At 68.7% G+C, this 16119-nt stretch carries 11 protein-coding genes; 4 read left to right on the top strand and 7 right to left on the bottom strand.

Annotated features, from left to right (window positions below):
* Window positions 1-23: 23 nt before the first annotated feature.
* Together corA and ppk2 are read left to right on the top strand one after the other, a co-directional pair.
* Window positions 24-998: a magnesium/cobalt transporter CorA gene (corA, locus tag ACRSCF_RS11475; RefSeq protein ID WP_012206223.1), complete on the top strand. Its 975-nt coding sequence runs from the start codon at window positions 24-26 to the stop codon at window positions 996-998.
* Window positions 999-1112: 114 nt separating this feature from the next.
* Window positions 1113-2033, top strand: a complete 921-nt coding sequence (gene ppk2 / locus ACRSCF_RS11470; RefSeq protein WP_017404332.1) for a polyphosphate kinase 2 — start codon at window positions 1113-1115, stop codon at window positions 2031-2033.
* Between the two features lie 138 nt (window positions 2034-2171).
* Here ppk2 and ACRSCF_RS11465 read toward each other — a convergent pair whose 3' ends face one another.
* Window positions 2172-8249: a DUF4011 domain-containing protein gene (locus ACRSCF_RS11465; protein WP_034366767.1), complete on the bottom strand. Its 6078-nt coding sequence runs from the start codon at window positions 8247-8249 to the stop codon at window positions 2172-2174.
* Window positions 8250-8446: 197 nt separating this feature from the next.
* Entirely contained in the window at window positions 8447-8722 is a 276-nt protein-coding gene (locus tag ACRSCF_RS11460) for a metal/formaldehyde-sensitive transcriptional repressor (RefSeq protein WP_026062191.1), read from the bottom strand.
* Between the two features lie 45 nt (window positions 8723-8767).
* Here ACRSCF_RS11460 and dmeF point away from each other — a divergent pair, with 45 nt between their 5' ends.
* Entirely contained in the window at window positions 8768-9793 is a 1026-nt protein-coding gene (gene dmeF / locus ACRSCF_RS11455) for a CDF family Co(II)/Ni(II) efflux transporter DmeF (protein WP_244388055.1), read from the top strand.
* A 2-nt stretch (window positions 9794-9795) separates the two neighbouring features.
* Here dmeF and ACRSCF_RS11450 read toward each other — a convergent pair whose 3' ends face one another.
* Window positions 9796-11466 carry an ABC transporter substrate-binding protein gene (locus ACRSCF_RS11450; protein ID WP_016451452.1) on the bottom strand — a complete coding sequence of 557 codons (1671 nt, stop codon included), beginning with the start codon at window positions 11464-11466 and terminating at the stop codon, window positions 9796-9798.
* A 115-nt stretch (window positions 11467-11581) separates the two neighbouring features.
* A complete protein-coding gene (locus ACRSCF_RS11445) occupies window positions 11582-13102 on the bottom strand; it encodes a leucyl aminopeptidase family protein (protein WP_432675792.1) in 1521 nt (506 codons plus the stop codon).
* 68 nt (window positions 13103-13170) lie between these two features.
* Between ACRSCF_RS11445 and ACRSCF_RS11440 the strand changes: the two genes are divergently transcribed.
* Window positions 13171-13323: a DUF6616 family protein gene (locus tag ACRSCF_RS11440; protein WP_198818692.1), complete on the top strand. Its 153-nt coding sequence runs from the start codon at window positions 13171-13173 to the stop codon at window positions 13321-13323.
* 55 nt (window positions 13324-13378) lie between these two features.
* On the opposite strand, the gene ACRSCF_RS11435 is transcribed toward ACRSCF_RS11440, so the two are convergent.
* The 3 genes from ACRSCF_RS11435 to ACRSCF_RS11425 are packed head-to-tail and all read right to left on the bottom strand — an operon-like array spanning window position 13379 to window position 16006.
* The gene (locus tag ACRSCF_RS11435) at window positions 13379-14053 is read right to left on the bottom strand and encodes an RraA family protein (protein ID WP_244388053.1); all 675 of its coding nucleotides are present in this window, start codon (window positions 14051-14053) and stop codon (window positions 13379-13381) included.
* A 40-nt stretch (window positions 14054-14093) separates the two neighbouring features.
* Entirely contained in the window at window positions 14094-15080 is a 987-nt protein-coding gene (locus tag ACRSCF_RS11430) for a Bug family tripartite tricarboxylate transporter substrate binding protein (protein ID WP_244388052.1), read from the bottom strand.
* A 47-nt stretch (window positions 15081-15127) separates the two neighbouring features.
* Entirely contained in the window at window positions 15128-16006 is an 879-nt protein-coding gene (locus ACRSCF_RS11425) for an NAD(P)-dependent oxidoreductase (RefSeq protein WP_279613726.1), read from the bottom strand.
* Window positions 16007-16119: the final 113 nt, after the last annotated feature.

Genomic DNA, 16119 nt, shown 5'->3' with positions numbered 1-16119 from the left:
CCAGAATTACCGAGGGAATTCCCATGCTGATCAACTGCGTTGCCTACGAAAACGGGGCCAAGCTGGCGGACATTCCCGTCGCCGACATCAGCAACTACATAGAGCGGCCCGGCTGCTTCGTCTGGGTGGCGCTGGCGGACGCCACGCCGGCCGAGCTGGAGGAGATGCGCCAGGAGTTCGGCCTGCACGCCCTGGCCGTGGAGGATGCGCTGCACGGCCACCAGCGGCCCAAGCTGGAGGAGTACGGCAGCTCGCTGTTTGCCGTGATGCACCTGCTGGAGCCCGAGCCCGAGCGGCCCGGCCACTTCAACCACGGCGAGGTCGATGTCTTCGTGGGCTCCAACTACGTGCTGTCGGTGCGCAACCGCAGCAAGCGCGGTTTCCTGGGCGTGCGCGAGCGCTGCGAAAGCGAGCCCGAGCTGCTGCGCCATGGCTCGGGCTTTGTGCTGTATGCGCTGATGGATGCGGTGGTGGACCGCTACTTTCCCATCATCGACGCGCTGGAGGTGGAGCTGGAGCAGATCGAGCAGCAGATCTTCACCAAGGGCGCGGCGCGCGACAACATCAAGCAGCTGTATGAACTCAAGGGCCGCGCCATGGACCTCAAGCACGCCGTGGCCCCCCTGCTGGAAGCCGTGGGCAAGCTCAACGGCGGGCGCGTCCCCCAGATCTGCGTGGGCTCCAGGGACTACTTCCGCGATGTGATGGATCACCTGGGCCGCATCAACGCCCAGATCGACACCATGCGCGACACCGTGGGCACGGCCATCCAGGTGAACCTGTCCATGGTGTCCATCGAGGAAAACGAAGTCACCAAGCGGCTGGCAGCCTGGGCCAGTATCTTCGCCATCTGCACGGCCTTCTTCGGCGTCTGGGGCATGAACTTCGAGAACATGCCCGAACTGAAGTGGCAATACGGCTATCCGGCCGCGCTGCTGTTCGTGCTGGGTGTTTGCGGCCTGCTCTACTACAAGTTCCGCAAGGCGGGGTGGCTGTAGGCGGCGGGAAGGCGAGCGGTGCCAGGGTATTCACCCAGCCGCACCGTCACAGCCGCGTCACACATCCACGCCACCATCCCAGGCGCCAACTCCTGGACGCCCGGATTCCCCACCATGTACGACGAACTTCTGCCCGACCACCATGATTCGCTGATGCAGCGCATCGAACGCGATCTGCTCGACAGCTACGACGAAGAACTGGAGATGGAGATAGACGACGCCCGCCTGGGCAGCGGTGGCGACGATCTGGACGGTGCCGACACCGTGAGCCGCCAGACCTACTTCCGCGAGCTGCTGCGCCTGCAGGGCGAGCTGGTCAAGCTGCAGGACTGGGTGCAGCACCACAGGAAAAAGGTGGTCATCCTCTTCGAGGGCCGCGATGCGGCCGGCAAGGGCGGCGTGATCAAGCGCATCACCCAGCGCCTGAACCCTCGCGTGTGCCGCGTGGCCGCCCTGCCCGCGCCCAACGACCGCGAGCGCACGCAATGGTATTTCCAGCGCTATGTCTCCCACCTGCCTGCGGGCGGCGAGATCGTTCTCTTTGACCGCAGCTGGTACAACCGCGCCGGCGTGGAGCGCGTGATGGGCTTTTGCTCCGACGAGGAGTACGAGGAGTTCTTCCGCTCCGTGCCCGAGTTCGAGAAGATGCTGGTGCGCTCGGGCATCACGCTGGTGAAGTACTGGTTCTCCATCACCGACGAGGAGCAGCACCTGCGCTTTCTGGGCCGCGTGCACGACCCGCTCAAGCAGTGGAAGCTCAGCCCCATGGACTTCGAGAGCCGCCGCCGCTGGGAGGACTACACCAAGGCCAAGGAAGCCATGCTGGAGCGCACCCACATCGCCGAGGCGCCCTGGTGGCTGGTGCAGGCCGTGGACAAGAAGAAGGCCCGGCTCAACTGCATCTCCCACCTGCTGACGCAGCTGCCCTACGAGGAGATAGAGCACCCGGCCATCGTGCTGCCCGAGCGCACGCGCAACCCGGAGTACACGCGCAACCCGGTTCCCCAGCACATGTACGTTCCGGACAAGTACTGACACCCCCTGAGGCGCTTCGCGCCTTCCCCCTCTCTACCCGCTTTGCGGGGGAGGGGGACGACACCCTCGGTGCGGGGGCGGCCCTTCCTTGGTGTCTCTGGCTTCAGCAAGTGCCCATTTCATGCGCACGGCCGACTTTCAGACCTTATGTGCCTCGCCGTCCTCCACGGATGCCTCGGGCCACTCAGAGGACGCGGAGGGCTCGGAAGACTCGGACGCCTCAGGCGTCTCTGGCGCTGGCTCTGCCTCGGCGACTGCAGCCGCCTGCGGCACCTCGGCAACCTCTACAACCTCGGCCGCACGCTTGCGCCGGTCCTGCTCCAGCAGCGCGGTCAGCGCCGCGTGGATGCGTTCCAGCGTGCCGCCCGGGTTGACCCACCAGTCCGTGGACCAGATGCGCAATATCTGCCAGCCCAGGCCGCGCAGCACCTGCTCGCGCAGCTTGTCGCGGTCGCGCGCCGTGGCCGAGCGGTGGTAGGTGGCGCCGTCGCACTCCACGCCCGCCAGGTAGCTGCCCGCATGGTCCGGGTGCACCACGCCCAGGTCCACGCGGAACGAGGATGCGCCGATCTGCGTGTGCACGCGCCAGCCCTTGCGCTCCAGCGCCTGGGCCACGCTGGCCTCGAAGGGGCTGTCGAAATCGCCCTGGCTGCCATGGTGCGACTCGGCCAGCGCGCGCGGGCCGCGCTCGGCAAATTCCAGGAAGTGCTTGAGGTCGCGCACGCCCGCCGCCTGGGTGCGCGACAGGTCCATCTGCTCGCCACGCAGGCTGGAGAAGATGCGCAGCTCCTGCCGCGCGCGCGTCACCGCCACGTTCAGCCGCCGCTCGCCGCCGTCGCGGTTGAGCGGGCCGAAGTTCATGGATACCGCGCCCGAGATATCGGGCCCGTAGGTGATGGAAAAGTACATGATGTCCCGCTCGTCGCCCTGCACGCTTTCCAGGTTCTTGACGAAGACGGGCTCCAGCAGCGCATCGGAGAAAAACGGCTCCAGCCCCGGGTCCTTGCGGCGCTCTTCGTCCAGCAAATCCTCGATCAGGCTTTGCTGCTCGGAGTTGAAGGTGACCACGCCGATGGTGGCACCCGACTGCGCAAACCCCGGCGACTTCAGCCGCGCCACCAGGTCGGCCACCAGGGCCTTGGCCTCGGGCTGGTTGATGCGGGCGCCACCTTTTTCATAGCGGCCCTGCACGGCGTGGAAGCTGACGGCGCGGTCATCGGTGACGGGCGAGGGAAAGGTCACCAGCCCGCCGCCGTAGTAGCGGTGGTTGCTGAAGGCGATCAGGCTTTCATGGCGCGAGCGGTAGTGCCACGACAGGTTGCGCGTGGGCAGGCTGGCACCCAGGCATTCGTCCAGGATGCTTTCCATGTCGCCTTCCACGCCCTGCGTGTCGTCGTCGAAGGTGTCGGAGGTGTCGGCGCGGCCGAAGAAGCTGGTGGGCGGCAGTTGCTTGGGGTCGCCCACCATCACCACCTGCCTGGCACGCGCCATGGCGCCGATGGCGTCCCAGACGGGGATCTGCGAGGCCTCGTCGAAGATGACGATGTCGAAGTTGCTGGTCTCGGCGCTCAGGTACTGGGCAATGGACAGCGGGCTCATCAGCAGGCAGGGCGTCAGGCGCAGCACGGCCGACGGGATCTGCTCCAGCAGCTGGCGCAGCGGCAGGTGCTGGCGCTTCTTGGTGATCTCGCGCCGCAGGATGCCCCACTCGCTGTTGCGCTGGATGCTGTCGGCCGACGGCAGGCCCGCGCACAGCCGCGCACGTATCCACTGGCGTGTGACGGAGGTGAATTCATCGTCCAGCGCGCGGAAGTCGGCAATGCGCCGCTCATGCTCGGCAGAGACAAAGCGCTTGAGCACCTCGTCCTCGTCCACGGCCAGCGCCAGCCACCAGCGCGCGTAGTTGACCTCGAAGGCCTGGGGCGCCTGGGCCGGTTCCAGGCTGCCGGACTCGATGGCGTCGGCCAGCGCACCCAGCCCGCCCGCGCGGGCCGCGGCCTGGGCATTGCGCCAGGCGCACCAGGCATGCAGGCCGCCCTGCCCGGCCAGCACGCCGCCCGCCGTGGCCGCCAGCTGCTCGGCCGTGCGCTGGGCCAGGGCACGCTGCTGCGGCTCGCCATGGGCTGCCGCCGCGCTGAAGGGGTCTATGGCCGCGTGCAGGCCGGCCAGGCTGTCCAGCAACTGCTGGCAGGCCATGCCGACCGCGGCGCCCTCGCCCAGCTCGGCGCTGCGCAAGGCCAGCAACTGGTGCAGGGCCTGGCGTGCCTGGGCCAGCTCGGCCTCCTGCCAGCCCAGCCCGGTCAGCCCTGCCTGCAGCGATCCCTGCAGGCGCAGCGCATGCTCCACGGCTTGCGGGCGCGTGTCCAGGCCGTCCCAGACGCCAGGGCAGCGCAAGCGCAGATCGTCCAGCGCCAGCAGCTGTTCCTCGATGGCGCTGCGGGCCGCCAGCTGCGCATGGGCCTGCTGCAGCGCCGCGCCACAGCGGCCCTGGGCCACGGCGGCGTGCGATGCCATCAGGCCGCCGCGCCGCGTCAGTTGCAGGCGCTCGCGCTCGAAGGCCAGCGCGTCCTGCAAGGCCTGGGCATCGGTTTCCAGGCCGCGCCACAGGCCGTGGCTGGCATCGGCCAGCGGCAGGTAGCCATCGAGTTGGCGGTCGATCTGGTACAGGGCCTGCAGGCGCTGCACTTCGGCAGCCCAGCGCTCGCCGCCATGGCCTTCGGCCACGGCCTCCAGTCCATCGAGCGAGAAGGACTTCTGCGCGCGCGCGGCCAGCAGGGCCGCATTGGCCTTCAAGGCGCTGCGCGCATGGTCGGTGCGCGTGCGGTGTCCGGCCCACAGGCCGTCGGCTGCGGCGCCGGGCTGGATCTGGTCCAGTTCCTCTCGCAGGCCCCGGATGCGCACCAGGGCGGCCAGGTCATCGGCCACGCGCGGCTCGCCCGCGCCTTCGATGGTGGCCTCCAGCGCCGCGCGCACCTTGCGCCGGCCCAGCCAGGACAGCGGCCACAAGGACTTGCCGGCCCTGGCCCATTCGCGCTGCAGCTGCGAGACATTGAGCTGGCCCACGCCCGCGCCGTACTTGACGGACAGGCCCTGGCGCAGCGCCGCGATCTCGTCGATGCACTGCAGGCCGCGCTCCAGCTCGTCGCCCAGGGCCACGGGCCAGGGCGTGCCCAGCCCGGCCTGCAGGCGCCGGCGCTGCGCCAGCAGGTCCAGCGCCTGGGTCAGGCGCGCCTGCAGCTCGGCCGGCCAGGGCGCCAGCATCTGTGCGGACAGATCACCGTGCTGCGCCAGCAGCTGCAGGCCCGATTGCAGGGATTCTCCAATGCGCGCGCCGTCAGGCAGCACGCAGAAAGCCAGGTTGCGGCCTGCGGCCGCAGGCAGCGCGCGCGCGATCACGCCCAGCGCCGAGCGCGCCTGGCGCCCCAGCGCCGGCCACTCGATGCGCAGCAGCCGGCCCAGCTGCTGCGCCGCCTCGGCAAAGCCCTGGCCTGCATCGTGCAGGGCCTGGGCGGCATCCACCATCTGCTGCTGCCAGCGCACGGACCAGTCGCTGGCCTGCACCGTGGCCAGCGGCCCGTCCTTCAGATGCTGCGCGCCCACGGCCTGGGCATTGGCCTGCAGGCGGCCCGCAGTCTCGCGCAAAAGGGCCAGGCCCGCTTCGTCATGGGCCTGGGGCGTGGGCCAGTGAAATCCCAGGCGCGGCAGCGCCTGGCCACCGGCCACGGCGCCAATGGCGCGGTAGATGGTCCAGCCGTTGGCGTGGCGCCGGTGCAGGCGCTCCACATAGGCCGACAGCTGCTCGCGCAGGCGGCCGAGCTGGCTGGCCTTGGCGGCCCAGGCCTCGGCATCCACCTGGCCATGCGAGTCCCAGGATTTCTGCAACTGGCCCAGCACGTCGAGCTTGCGGCTCTTGTTGGAGTGCAGCTCCAGGCAGAACTCGCCCAGGCCCACTTCGCGCAGGCGGCGGTAGACCACGTCCAGCGCGGCGATTTTCTCGGCCACGAAGAGCACGCGCTTGTCCTCGGCCAGGCATTGCGCGATCAGGTTGGCAATGGTCTGGCTCTTGCCCGTGCCCGGCGGGCCGATGAGCACGAAGTCCTTGCCGCGCGCAGCGGCCATCACGGCCGACAGCTGCGATGAATCGGCCGGAAGCGGGCTGAAGACCTGCTGCGGCGCGAACTCCTGGTCCAGCCGCCGCGTGTCGGGAAAGGCGATCTCCGAGCGATAGGGCTCGCGCGGCGTGTCGATCAGGTGGGCGACCACGGGCGAGCTGCGCAGCTGGTCGGCGCGCTCGGCCAGGTCCTTCCACATCAGGTATTTGGCGAAGGAGAACATGGACAGCACCACGTCCTCGCTGACCTCCCAGCCGCGCACGTCCTTGATCGCCTCGCGCACGCGGGCCCAGATGCCGGTGATGTCCAGCCCGGCCTCGTCGCGCGGCAGGTCGCCTGCGGGCACGCCCAGCTCCAGCTGGAAGTCCTGGCGCAGCATCTCGACCAGCGTGGGATTGAAGCGCGGCTCGTCCTCATGCGCCTGCAGCGTGAAGCCCGAGCGCGCGCTCTTGCGCTCCAGCGTGACGGGCAGCAGGATCAGCGGCGCGCGCACGCGCACATCGGGCTTGTCGGGCCGGCTCCAGACCAGAAAGCCCAGGGCCACGAACAAGGTGTTGGCGCCGCCTTCCTGCAGCGCGTTGCGCGCGCCGCGAAACAGCTCCACAAAGCGGCTGTCCAGCTCCAGCGGCTCCAGGTCGATGAAGACCTCGCGCCGCTGCAGCGCCTCTTCGGCGTGCGCGCCGCGCAGATCTTCCAGGCTGCGCGCCTCGTGCAATGGCTGGCTGCGCGGGTCCTTGCCCTGCATGAGCTCGGGGCTGGGCAGCAGCTTGAGCACCTGGCCCCGGGCCAGCGTGTCCTCCAGCGCGGGCGCGGCCACCTGCAGCAGCAGCGATTTCTTGCCAGGCTTGAAGTTGAGCAGCGCATTGCGCAGCGACAGGTCCAGCAGCCGGCGCTGCCAGCGCGCCAGCCTGTCCTTGGGATCGAGCTGGGAGGTGGGCACTTCGCGTGTCTGCGCCTGCGCCAGGAGTTCGGGCGGCGGCTCCACGGTGAGCCGTGGCTCGGCCTGTCCTTCGCCGGCCTCGGGCGCGGCGTCCTGCGGCTGGGCCAGCGCCAGCGGGCGGATGCGCTGCATGCGCGCGCGCCGAACGTCCACCAGCAGCTCGAACTGGTCCTCATGCTCTTCGGCCAGCTGGCGCGCGCCCTGGGCAATGGCCTGGCTGAAGGCCACGGCCTGGCCTTGCGCGGCCAGCGTGGTCTCGAAGACCACCAGCTCCTGCAGCTTGAGCCGCTTGCGCACGGCCGTGATGTCATCGACCACGGCGGTCGAGAATTCCTGCCTGCCCAGCCACAGGCCCACGAAGGCATGGCCGCGCGTGAAAACCAGCAGCGGGCTCAGGTGCGCCTGCTCCAGGCAGGAGGCGAACAGCAGCGTCAGGTCCAGGCAGGTGGCCAGGCCCGCATCCAGCACCTGGGTCGCGCCGCGTATCTTCTGGCCCGCATGCTCGAAGCTGGCCGGCGGCAGCGCGTAGTTGAGTTTCTTCTGGAGCACGGAGGTCCAGATGGCCGAGGCCAGTTCCCAGGCCCGCTGCGGCCCCTGCTCATAGCCGTTGATGGCGCCGGACTTGCCCGCCGCCTCCAGCGCCTGCGCCGCGCCCTTGAGGATGCGGTCCACGGCCGGATCGTTGGGTTGCACGAAGGCCGCCACCATCTCGGGCAAATGCCCCAGGCCGCCCCACTGGTTGCGTGCCAGCAGTTCCAGCGGGTGTTCGTGCCGGGCCAGCACCGTCTGTGCCGGCTGGCCGCTGCGCAGCTCCAGCCGCAGCACGGCAGGCTCGGCCTCGGTCAGGCGCGAGAGCAAGGCGCCGTCCAGCGCCACATCCAGGTCGGTCAGCGCATAGGTGCTGTGCGCGGCCACCGACTCCAGGCGCCAGGTGCGCGGCTTGATGAAGGCAGGCTCCGAGGCCAGGTGCAGGCTCAGCGCCTGCAGCGGCAGCTCGCCCTCGTTGACGATGGCCAGCTCCAGCAGCGCGGGCACGGCGTTCTGGAAGTCGGCGAGATTGAGCTTGGCGACGGTGCCGATGCGCAGCTGTATGGCCGTCTGCGGCGCCTGGGCGGCGGCGGGGGCGGCATCTGCGGGGGAATCTCGGCGGGGGTCTTCTGTCATGCGCGGTAGTCCTTGGCTGGCCAGCAGGCGGCGGGAACTGTCGAAATCCCGTCATATTCCTGGCCCGACGATTGTCCGCTGCGAATGAGGCGCCGTGTCCGAGATGGGCGGTTTTCAGGGGTCACTGTTTGCAAAAAATGAGAGCAGGAAACCGCGCCGAGAGCGCCAATCCGCAGGGCCGGCCATCACTTCATCAATCACTTCATGTACGAGCGCATCACCGACAGCACAAGGTCCACGTCGTCATCACGGGCCTGGCCGCCGGCCGTGCCATCGGCCAGATGGGTGCGCACATGGCCCTCGAGCACCTCGAAGATCATGCCGTTGACGGCGCCGCGCACGGCTGCCAGTTGCTGGAGGATGGCCGCGCAGTCGTGCTCGGCCTCGAGCGCGCGCTCCAGCGCCTGGGCCTGGCCCTGGATGCGGCGGATGCGCGTGAGCAAGCGCTTCTTGTTCTGAATCGTATGTGCCATGAGGGCCATTCTAGGCGCCTGCACATACTGGGGTACAGTATCTTCATGCACAGCATTCCATCCCTCTCGACCGCTGGCGGCGCCAGCCCCAGGCAGCATTCACACCGTTTCGACGAAGGCAACCCGCTGGGCGAGCGCCGTGCCATGCTGGCTGCGGGGCTGACGGCGGCCATGATGGTCGGGGAGATCGCAGGCGGGTACGGATTCAACTCCATGGCGCTGCTGGCCGATGGCTGGCACATGGGATCGCACGCGCTGGCGCTGGGGCTCTCAGCTGGCGCCTATGCGGCCGCGCGCAGATTGGCGGGCGATACGCGCTTTGCCTTCGGCACCTGGAAGATCGAGGTGCTGGCCGGCTACACCAGCGCCATCTTGCTGCTGCTGGTGGCGGGCGGCATGGCCTGGCAGTCGGTGCAGCGCCTGTTCTCGCCCTCGCCCATCCATTACGAGCAGGCACTGGGCGTGGCCGCGCTGGGCCTGCTGGTCAACCTTGTCTGCGCCTGGCTGCTGAAGGGCGGGCACGGGCATCACCATGGTCACGGTCACGACCACGGACATCACCACGGGCACGGCAGGCATGCGCACGGCGGCCACGCGGGCGACCGCCATCACGGCGACCATGGCGACCACAGCGATCTCAACCTGCGCTCGGCCTACCTGCATGTGCTGGCCGATGCCGCCACCTCGGTGATGGCCATCGCCGCCCTGTTCGGCGGCATGGCCTGGGGCCTGGGATGGCTGGACCCGGCCATGGGCCTGGCCGGCGCCGTGCTGGTGGCGGCATGGGCCATGGGCCTGCTGCGCGACAGCAGCCGCGTGCTGCTGGACGCCGAGATGCACGCCCCCGTGGTCAGCGAGGTGCGTGAGGCCATCGCCCAGGCGCCGTTTGCCGCGCAGATCTCCGACCTGCATGTCTGGCGCGTGGGCAAGGCGCGCTACGCCTGCATCGTGGCACTGGACGCGCCCGCAGGCGTGGACCCCGATGCCGTGCGCCAGTTGCTTGGCGTGCATGAGGAACTGGTCCACGTCACGGTGGAGGTCAACCGGCCGCAGCCGGCTGCGACACACTGAGCCTATTGAGCGCCGGCCACCGCAGCCTGGCGCGCACCGGGCTGCTTGAACAGCTTGAAGTACGGCGTGTTCGACGGATTCACCGGGATGTCGAACTTGCGCACCATGGCATAGGTCTGGATCTGGTCGTGCAGCGGCAGGTAGATCAGCTCCTTTTGCACCGTGCTCCAGATGGAGTGGATGGTGGCATCGCGCTTGCGCGCATCGCCCTCGGAGGCCAGGGAGACGATCTGGCTGTCCAGCTCGGCATTGCTGTAGCGCGTGGCATTGGTGTTGCCCCGGCCATTCTTGCCGCGCGTGTGCACCAGGTAGTCGAAGACGTAGGCCGAGTCATAGGTGGGCACGCCCCAGCCGTAGAGGTAGAAATCCGTCTCCTGGTTGTTGATGGCCGCCGTCTGGATGGCCAGCGGCCGGGACGACACGGCCGTCTTCACGCCGATGCGGCCCAAAAAGCCGGCGATGGCCTGGCAGATGGCCTCGTCGTTCAGGTAGCGGTCGTTCGTGCAATGCAGGGTGATGCCGAAGCCGTTGGGATAGCCGGCCTCGGCCAGCAGCTTCCTGGCCTGGGCCAAGTCGGCCTTGCCCACGGCGCCAAAGGATTTCTCGTAGCCATGCACAAAGGGCGGCGCAATGATGTTGGTGGGCACGGACAGGCCGCGCATCACGGCGCGCTGTATGGCCTGCCGGTCTATGGCCAGCTGGAAGGCCTGGCGCACGCGCAGGTCAGCCAGCGGGTTCTTGTCCTTCACATCGGAATGCGACAGCGGGGCGGCGCCCACGTTCAGGCCCAGGAAGATGGTGCGGTTCTCGGCGGCCTGGTTGATGCGAAAGCGCGGGTCGGCGCTCAGGCGCGCAATGTCCTGGATGGGCAGGTCCTGCACGAAGTCCACCTCGCCCGACAGCAGCGCCGCCACGCGCGTGGCCTGGGACTTGATGGGCAGGTAGACCAGTTCGTCGATCTCCAGCGGGAACAGCCCCTTGCCCCAGTAGCCGGGAAACTGCCGCAGCACGGTGCGCGTGTCCTGCTCGCGCGAGGCGATGACGTAGGGCCCCGTGCCGTTGGCGTTGCGCGTGGCGTAGTTCTCTTCCTTGGCCAGCGCGTTCTGCGGCTGCTCGGCACCATGGGCCTTGGCCCAGGCGGCGCTCAGGATCTGGATGTTGATGAGGCTGGCCGGCAGCAGCGGGTTGGGCCCGTTGGTCCTGATGTGCACGGTAAAGGCATCGACCTTGGTCACGTCGGTGATCGAGGTCAGCAGCGAGCGCATGTCCGAGGTGGCCGAGCGCGCGCGGCGCAGCGAGAACAGCACGTCGTCGGCCGTGAACAGGCTGCCGTCATGAAACTTCACGCCCTTGCGCAGCTTGAACTCCCAGACCGAGGGGTCGGCAGTCAGCGCCCAGGACGTGGCCAGGGTGGGCAGCAGCTTGCCATCGGCCGTGCGGATGATCAGCGGCTCGTAGATCTGGTGCAGCAGGTTGTGGTTGGGGCCGTTGTTCAGCGCGTGCGGGTCCAGCGTGGATGCGTCGGTGGAGCGCGCCCAGCGCAGGGTTTCGGCCTGGGCGGGCGGTGCGCACAGCAAGGCTGCGGCCAGGGCGGGGAGCAGTGCGGAAGTTCGCAGGGTGCGCAAGTGGGTGCGCAGCAGGGAAAGGCGAGGCAGGAAGCGTCTTTGGGTCATGAAGTGTCCTGGCAGCCGGAACAAGATCGCAGAAAGGCGGCGGCGGGTGCCGCGCCGGCTGCACCAGACGGCCGATTGTGTGGAGCCACCAGCCCGCCGCAAAGCCCGATTGCGCCTATGCAAATGCGCTGCGCGCAGATGCAAAGCGCTGCGACAGCAGGGCGTACAGCGCGCGCAGGCCCTGGGCTTCGCCGCCCCTGGGCCGGCCGGGGCGCTCCTCCAGATTCCAGGCGAACAGGTCCAGGTGCAGCCAGGGCAGCTCGGGCGGCACAAAGCTCTCCAGGAACAGCGCAGCCGTGATGGCGCCGCCCTGTGGCGTGCTGGCGGCGTTGAGCAGGTCGGCCTGGTCGGAACGGAGCATGCGGCGGTACGGCGCCCACAGGGGCAGGCGCCACAGCGGGTCGGCCTGCGCGCGGCCCTGGGCCAGCAGCGCATCGGCCCAGCCGTCATGGTTGCTGAACAGCGCAGGCAGGTCCGGCCCCAGCGCCGTGCGCGCAGCGCCCGTGAGCGTGGCCAGGTCGATCAGCAGCGCGGGCGGCGTGGGCGCGCTGCGAATGGCGTGGTGCAGCGCATCGGCCAGCAGGAGCCGGCCTTCGGCATCGGTGTTCTCGATCTCCACGCGCCGGTCGTCACCGGCCTCGATGATGTCGCCGGGCCGCAGCGCACCGGCACCCACGGCGTTCTCCACCGCAGGCACCAGCAGCTTCAGGTGGATGGGCAGGCCCGCCTGCATCAGCAGATCGGCCAGGGCCAGGGCGTGTGCGGCGCCGCCCATGTCCTTCTTCATCCAGCGCATGCCTGCGGCGGGCTTGAGGTCCAGCCCGCCGGAGTCAAAGCACACGCCCTTGCCGATGAGCACCACATGGGGCAGCGCGGCATCGCCCCAGGTCAGCTCGGCCACGCGCGGCGCCTGGGCCGCCTGGGAGGCCTGGGACGCCTGGGACGCCGCCCGACCCACGGCGTGCACCAGGGCAAAGCCTGCGGCAGGCAGTTCGTCGCCCACCCATTGCCGGTAGCGCGCGCCATGGCGCGCGGCCAGGTCGGCCACGGCCTGGGCCAGCTGTTCGGGACCCAGCTGGTTGGCAGGCAGGTTGACCAGCCGCCGCACCTCGCCAATGGCGGCGGCCATTGGCGCGACGGCGGCCTGCTCATCGGGGCTTGCCACCAACCGAGCGAGTGATAGAGCGAGTGATGGAGCGGTTGCCGCATCCGACTGCCGCGCCTGGCGGGTCGATGGCAATGCGCCCAGTGCCCAGCCCAGGAGCAGATGCGGCCTCTGAGCCTCATCCGCATCGGCGAGCGCATAGGTGCCGGGCGGCAGCGCAGGCGGCAGGCCGGCCAGCTGCCACAGCGGCTGGTCCGGGTCCACGCCGACCAGCACGCCAGCGAGGGCAGTGCCCTCGCCCTGCCCTTCCCTCTGCACTTCGCTCTGCATGCCGGGCAACAGCAGGATGCGGCCCGGCTGCGCATCAAAGCCTGCGGCGCGCGCCCATCGGGCCTGGGCCGGGGACAGTTGCTCCAGCACGGCCGCCAGCGTGGCGGGCGTGGCAAGGTGCAACGCCGTGGCGGGTTGGGATGAAATGGCAAAGGCGCCGGGACGGGAATCGGAATGGACAGTTGCGACGGAGCTGGACATGGCGTGGTCAAAGCGCGCCAGCCTAAAGGCCAGCCCGGCTATCGCAAACAAGCCTGCCGCATATAGATATGCGCATCTGGCGCTTTCCCGATACCGCCGCGCGCGATGCCCTGCTGGCGGGCATCAAGGCCAGCGGCTGGTACGGCTACTTCGACCATGTGAACGCGGCCAGCGGCACCGGTGGCCTGGAAAGCCATCTGAAGGCGCTGGCCGAGGTCTGAGGCGGACGGGCGATGGGTGATGAATGGGTGCAGGATGGATGCTGCAGCGCCGGCGCTACGGCTGAATCGGGCAGCCCAGACGCTTGAGCGTCTCGTCGATCCATGGCGCGCTGTAGGTACCGGCAGCGATGTCGGCCACCATCTTGGCCTCAACCATCTGTTTTCCATGTGCTGCATCCAGCAGGGCCTGCGCCTGCGCATAGGGTACGCACAGCAAGCCGTCGTCATCGCCAATCATGAGGTCGCCGGGCTCGATCACCATGCCATCGATGGCGATAGGCACATTGATTTCGCCCGGGCCATCCTTGTAGGGTCCGCGGTGCGTGACGCCCGCGGCGAATACCGGGAAGCTGCCAGCACGAATCCATGCCGCGTCGCGGATCGCGCCGTTGATCACGATGCCGCCCAGCTGGCGACGCATGGCGTCTCCGACCATGATTTCTCCGATGAGTGCGTTGGTGAGGTCGCCGCCCGCATCCACCACGATCACGTCACCTGGGCTGGCCAGTTGAAGTGCCTTGTGGAGCATGAGGTTGTCGCCCGGGCGGGTCCTGATGGTCAACGCGGGGCCGGCCATGCGCCCGCCGCCGTGCATGGGGCGCAGCCGCGCGCCGCCAGCCGTCATGCGGGCCATGCAGTCGCTGACGTTGGCAACAGGCACGTCGAGATAGCGCCTGGCAATATCCAGGCTGACAGCGCGTTGCCGCTTCAGAATTTGAAGACCGATCATGGTGTGGTGCTCAGAGTGGATGGAATGAAAGCCGTGCCGCTCAATCGAGCGTGGTGCCAGAGCTCTTGACGATGGGTGCCAGGCGTGCGCGGTCGCTGGCGTAGAGCCTGGCCATGTCCTGCGGTGTGCCGGTGATGAGTTCGGCGCCGGAGTCGGCGATCTTCCTGGCCGTGTCGGGTGCGTTCACCACCTTGTTGATGGCTTCGTTGAGCTGCCTGACGATGGCGTCGGAGGTGCCGGCCGGGGCCATCACGCCCCACACGCTGGCCAGCTCCACGCCCTTGATGCCGGATTCGGTGTAGGTCGGCACGTCGGGCAGCAGCTTGGAGCGGCTCGCGGTGGTCACGCCGATGGCGCGCACCTTGCCCGACTGGATGTGCGACAGCAGCGTGGGGATGGAGCCCATGTACATGTCGATGCGCCCGCCCAGCAGGTCGGGCATGGCCTGCGCCATGCCGCGAAACGGCACGTGGGTGAACTTCACATTCGAGCTTTTCTGCCAGGCCTCGCTGATGAGGTGCGAAATGGTGCCGGTGCCCGGCGTGGCAAAGCTCAGGCGCCCGGGCTCCTTCTTCGCCGCCTGGACGATGTCGTCCAGGGACTTGTACGGCGAATCGGCATTCACCACGAGCACGGCCGGGCCGGCTGCGACCAGGGCCACGGCGCGCAGGTCCTTGTCGGGGTTGTAGGTGAGCTTGGAGTACAGCAGCGGGTTGAGCACCACGTTGTCGGTCTGCGCCATCACCAGGGTCAGGCCGTCGGCGGGGGCCTTGGCCACCTGGTCCAGAGCCAGGTTGCCACCGGCACCGGGCTTGTTCTCCACCACGATGGCCCACCCACGGGCCTCGGTGAGCTTGGTGCCGACCAGCCGCGTGAGGTTGTCGGTGCCGCCACCGGCCGGAAAGGGCACGATGAACCTGATGGGTCGCTGCGGATAGGTGCCCTGGGCATGGGCCGGAGCCATGGCGGCAGCGGTCAGTGCCAGCAGGCCGGCGAGGGCCAGGCGGCGTCGGGTCGGGGTCGTCATTGCGGATGTCTCCTTTGGTGGTGTCGGTGGGCGCAGGGGTACGTTGATCAGGGGCGGCTGGCGAGCACGTGGCGGCCCAGCCAATCGATGGCCTCGTCGGTGGAGGTGCCGGTGAAGGGCTGCACCGCATGCGCCCGGGCCGTGTCGGCGAACAGCGCCTCGACGGCGGTCAAGGCGATGGGCGCCAGGCCGTTGCGGGCCATCTGCTGCCGGGCCTCGGCCACCTCGTTGCGGCGGCGTGCGGAATGCGGGATGTGCGTGCGCACCATGGACTCCATCAGTGTGCGCAGCGGTGTCTCGTCGATGTCCTGCAGCACGGCATGCAGTTGCTCGCGCAGGCCCATCTGCTGGGCCGTCACCAGGCACTCCACGGCCAGCGCCTCGGTCCCCTTGGTGTAGATGCTGCGCAGGAGCTTGAGCGCGGCGGCATCGCCCGGCTGTCCGCCCACCACGCGAACCGAGCCGCCAAGGGGCAAGAACAATTCCTGTACAAAACCGGCCTTGCCACCGGCCACGAGCAGCGGCGTCTTGCTGCCGCCCAGGTTGACCGCGCCGGTGATGGCCACGTCCACGAAGTGCACCGCCCTGCCCTGGGCGACGCGCCGGGCCAGCTCGCCGCATTCGCGCATCTCCTGCGGGTCGGCCGTGGTCATGTCCACATAGACCACGCCATCGCGCAGATGGGGCAGGCAGGCCTCGAACAGGCTGCGCGCCACGGTGCCGAACACGGCGCTCACCACCACGTCGGCCTCGGCCAGCCAGGCGCCGGGCGCGGCATGCACCTGCGCGCCAGCGGCCTGCACGGCGTCGGCCACCGCAGCGTTGGGCTGCAGCTCGCACAGGCCCACCAGGCTGTGCCCCTGCTCCAAAAAGGCCTGCATGTAGCAGGCGCCGACCATTCCACCACCCAGTATTGCGAACTTCATAAAAATACAAATTTAAAACATTCATCGCAGTCTACGGAGCGCATCTCCTTTTTCTTCCTAGAGATTTCCCGTAGAACTTCGAATATTTGTACTTGTTTTGTATTTTTCGGAAT

It is taken from the genome of Delftia sp. 11MD, assembly GCF_050907895.1.
GTDB lineage: Bacteria > Pseudomonadota > Gammaproteobacteria > Burkholderiales > Burkholderiaceae_C > Comamonas > Comamonas tsuruhatensis.
The sequence above is the reverse complement of the archived record's forward strand: the minus strand, read 5'-3'. Positions and strand labels throughout refer to the sequence as shown.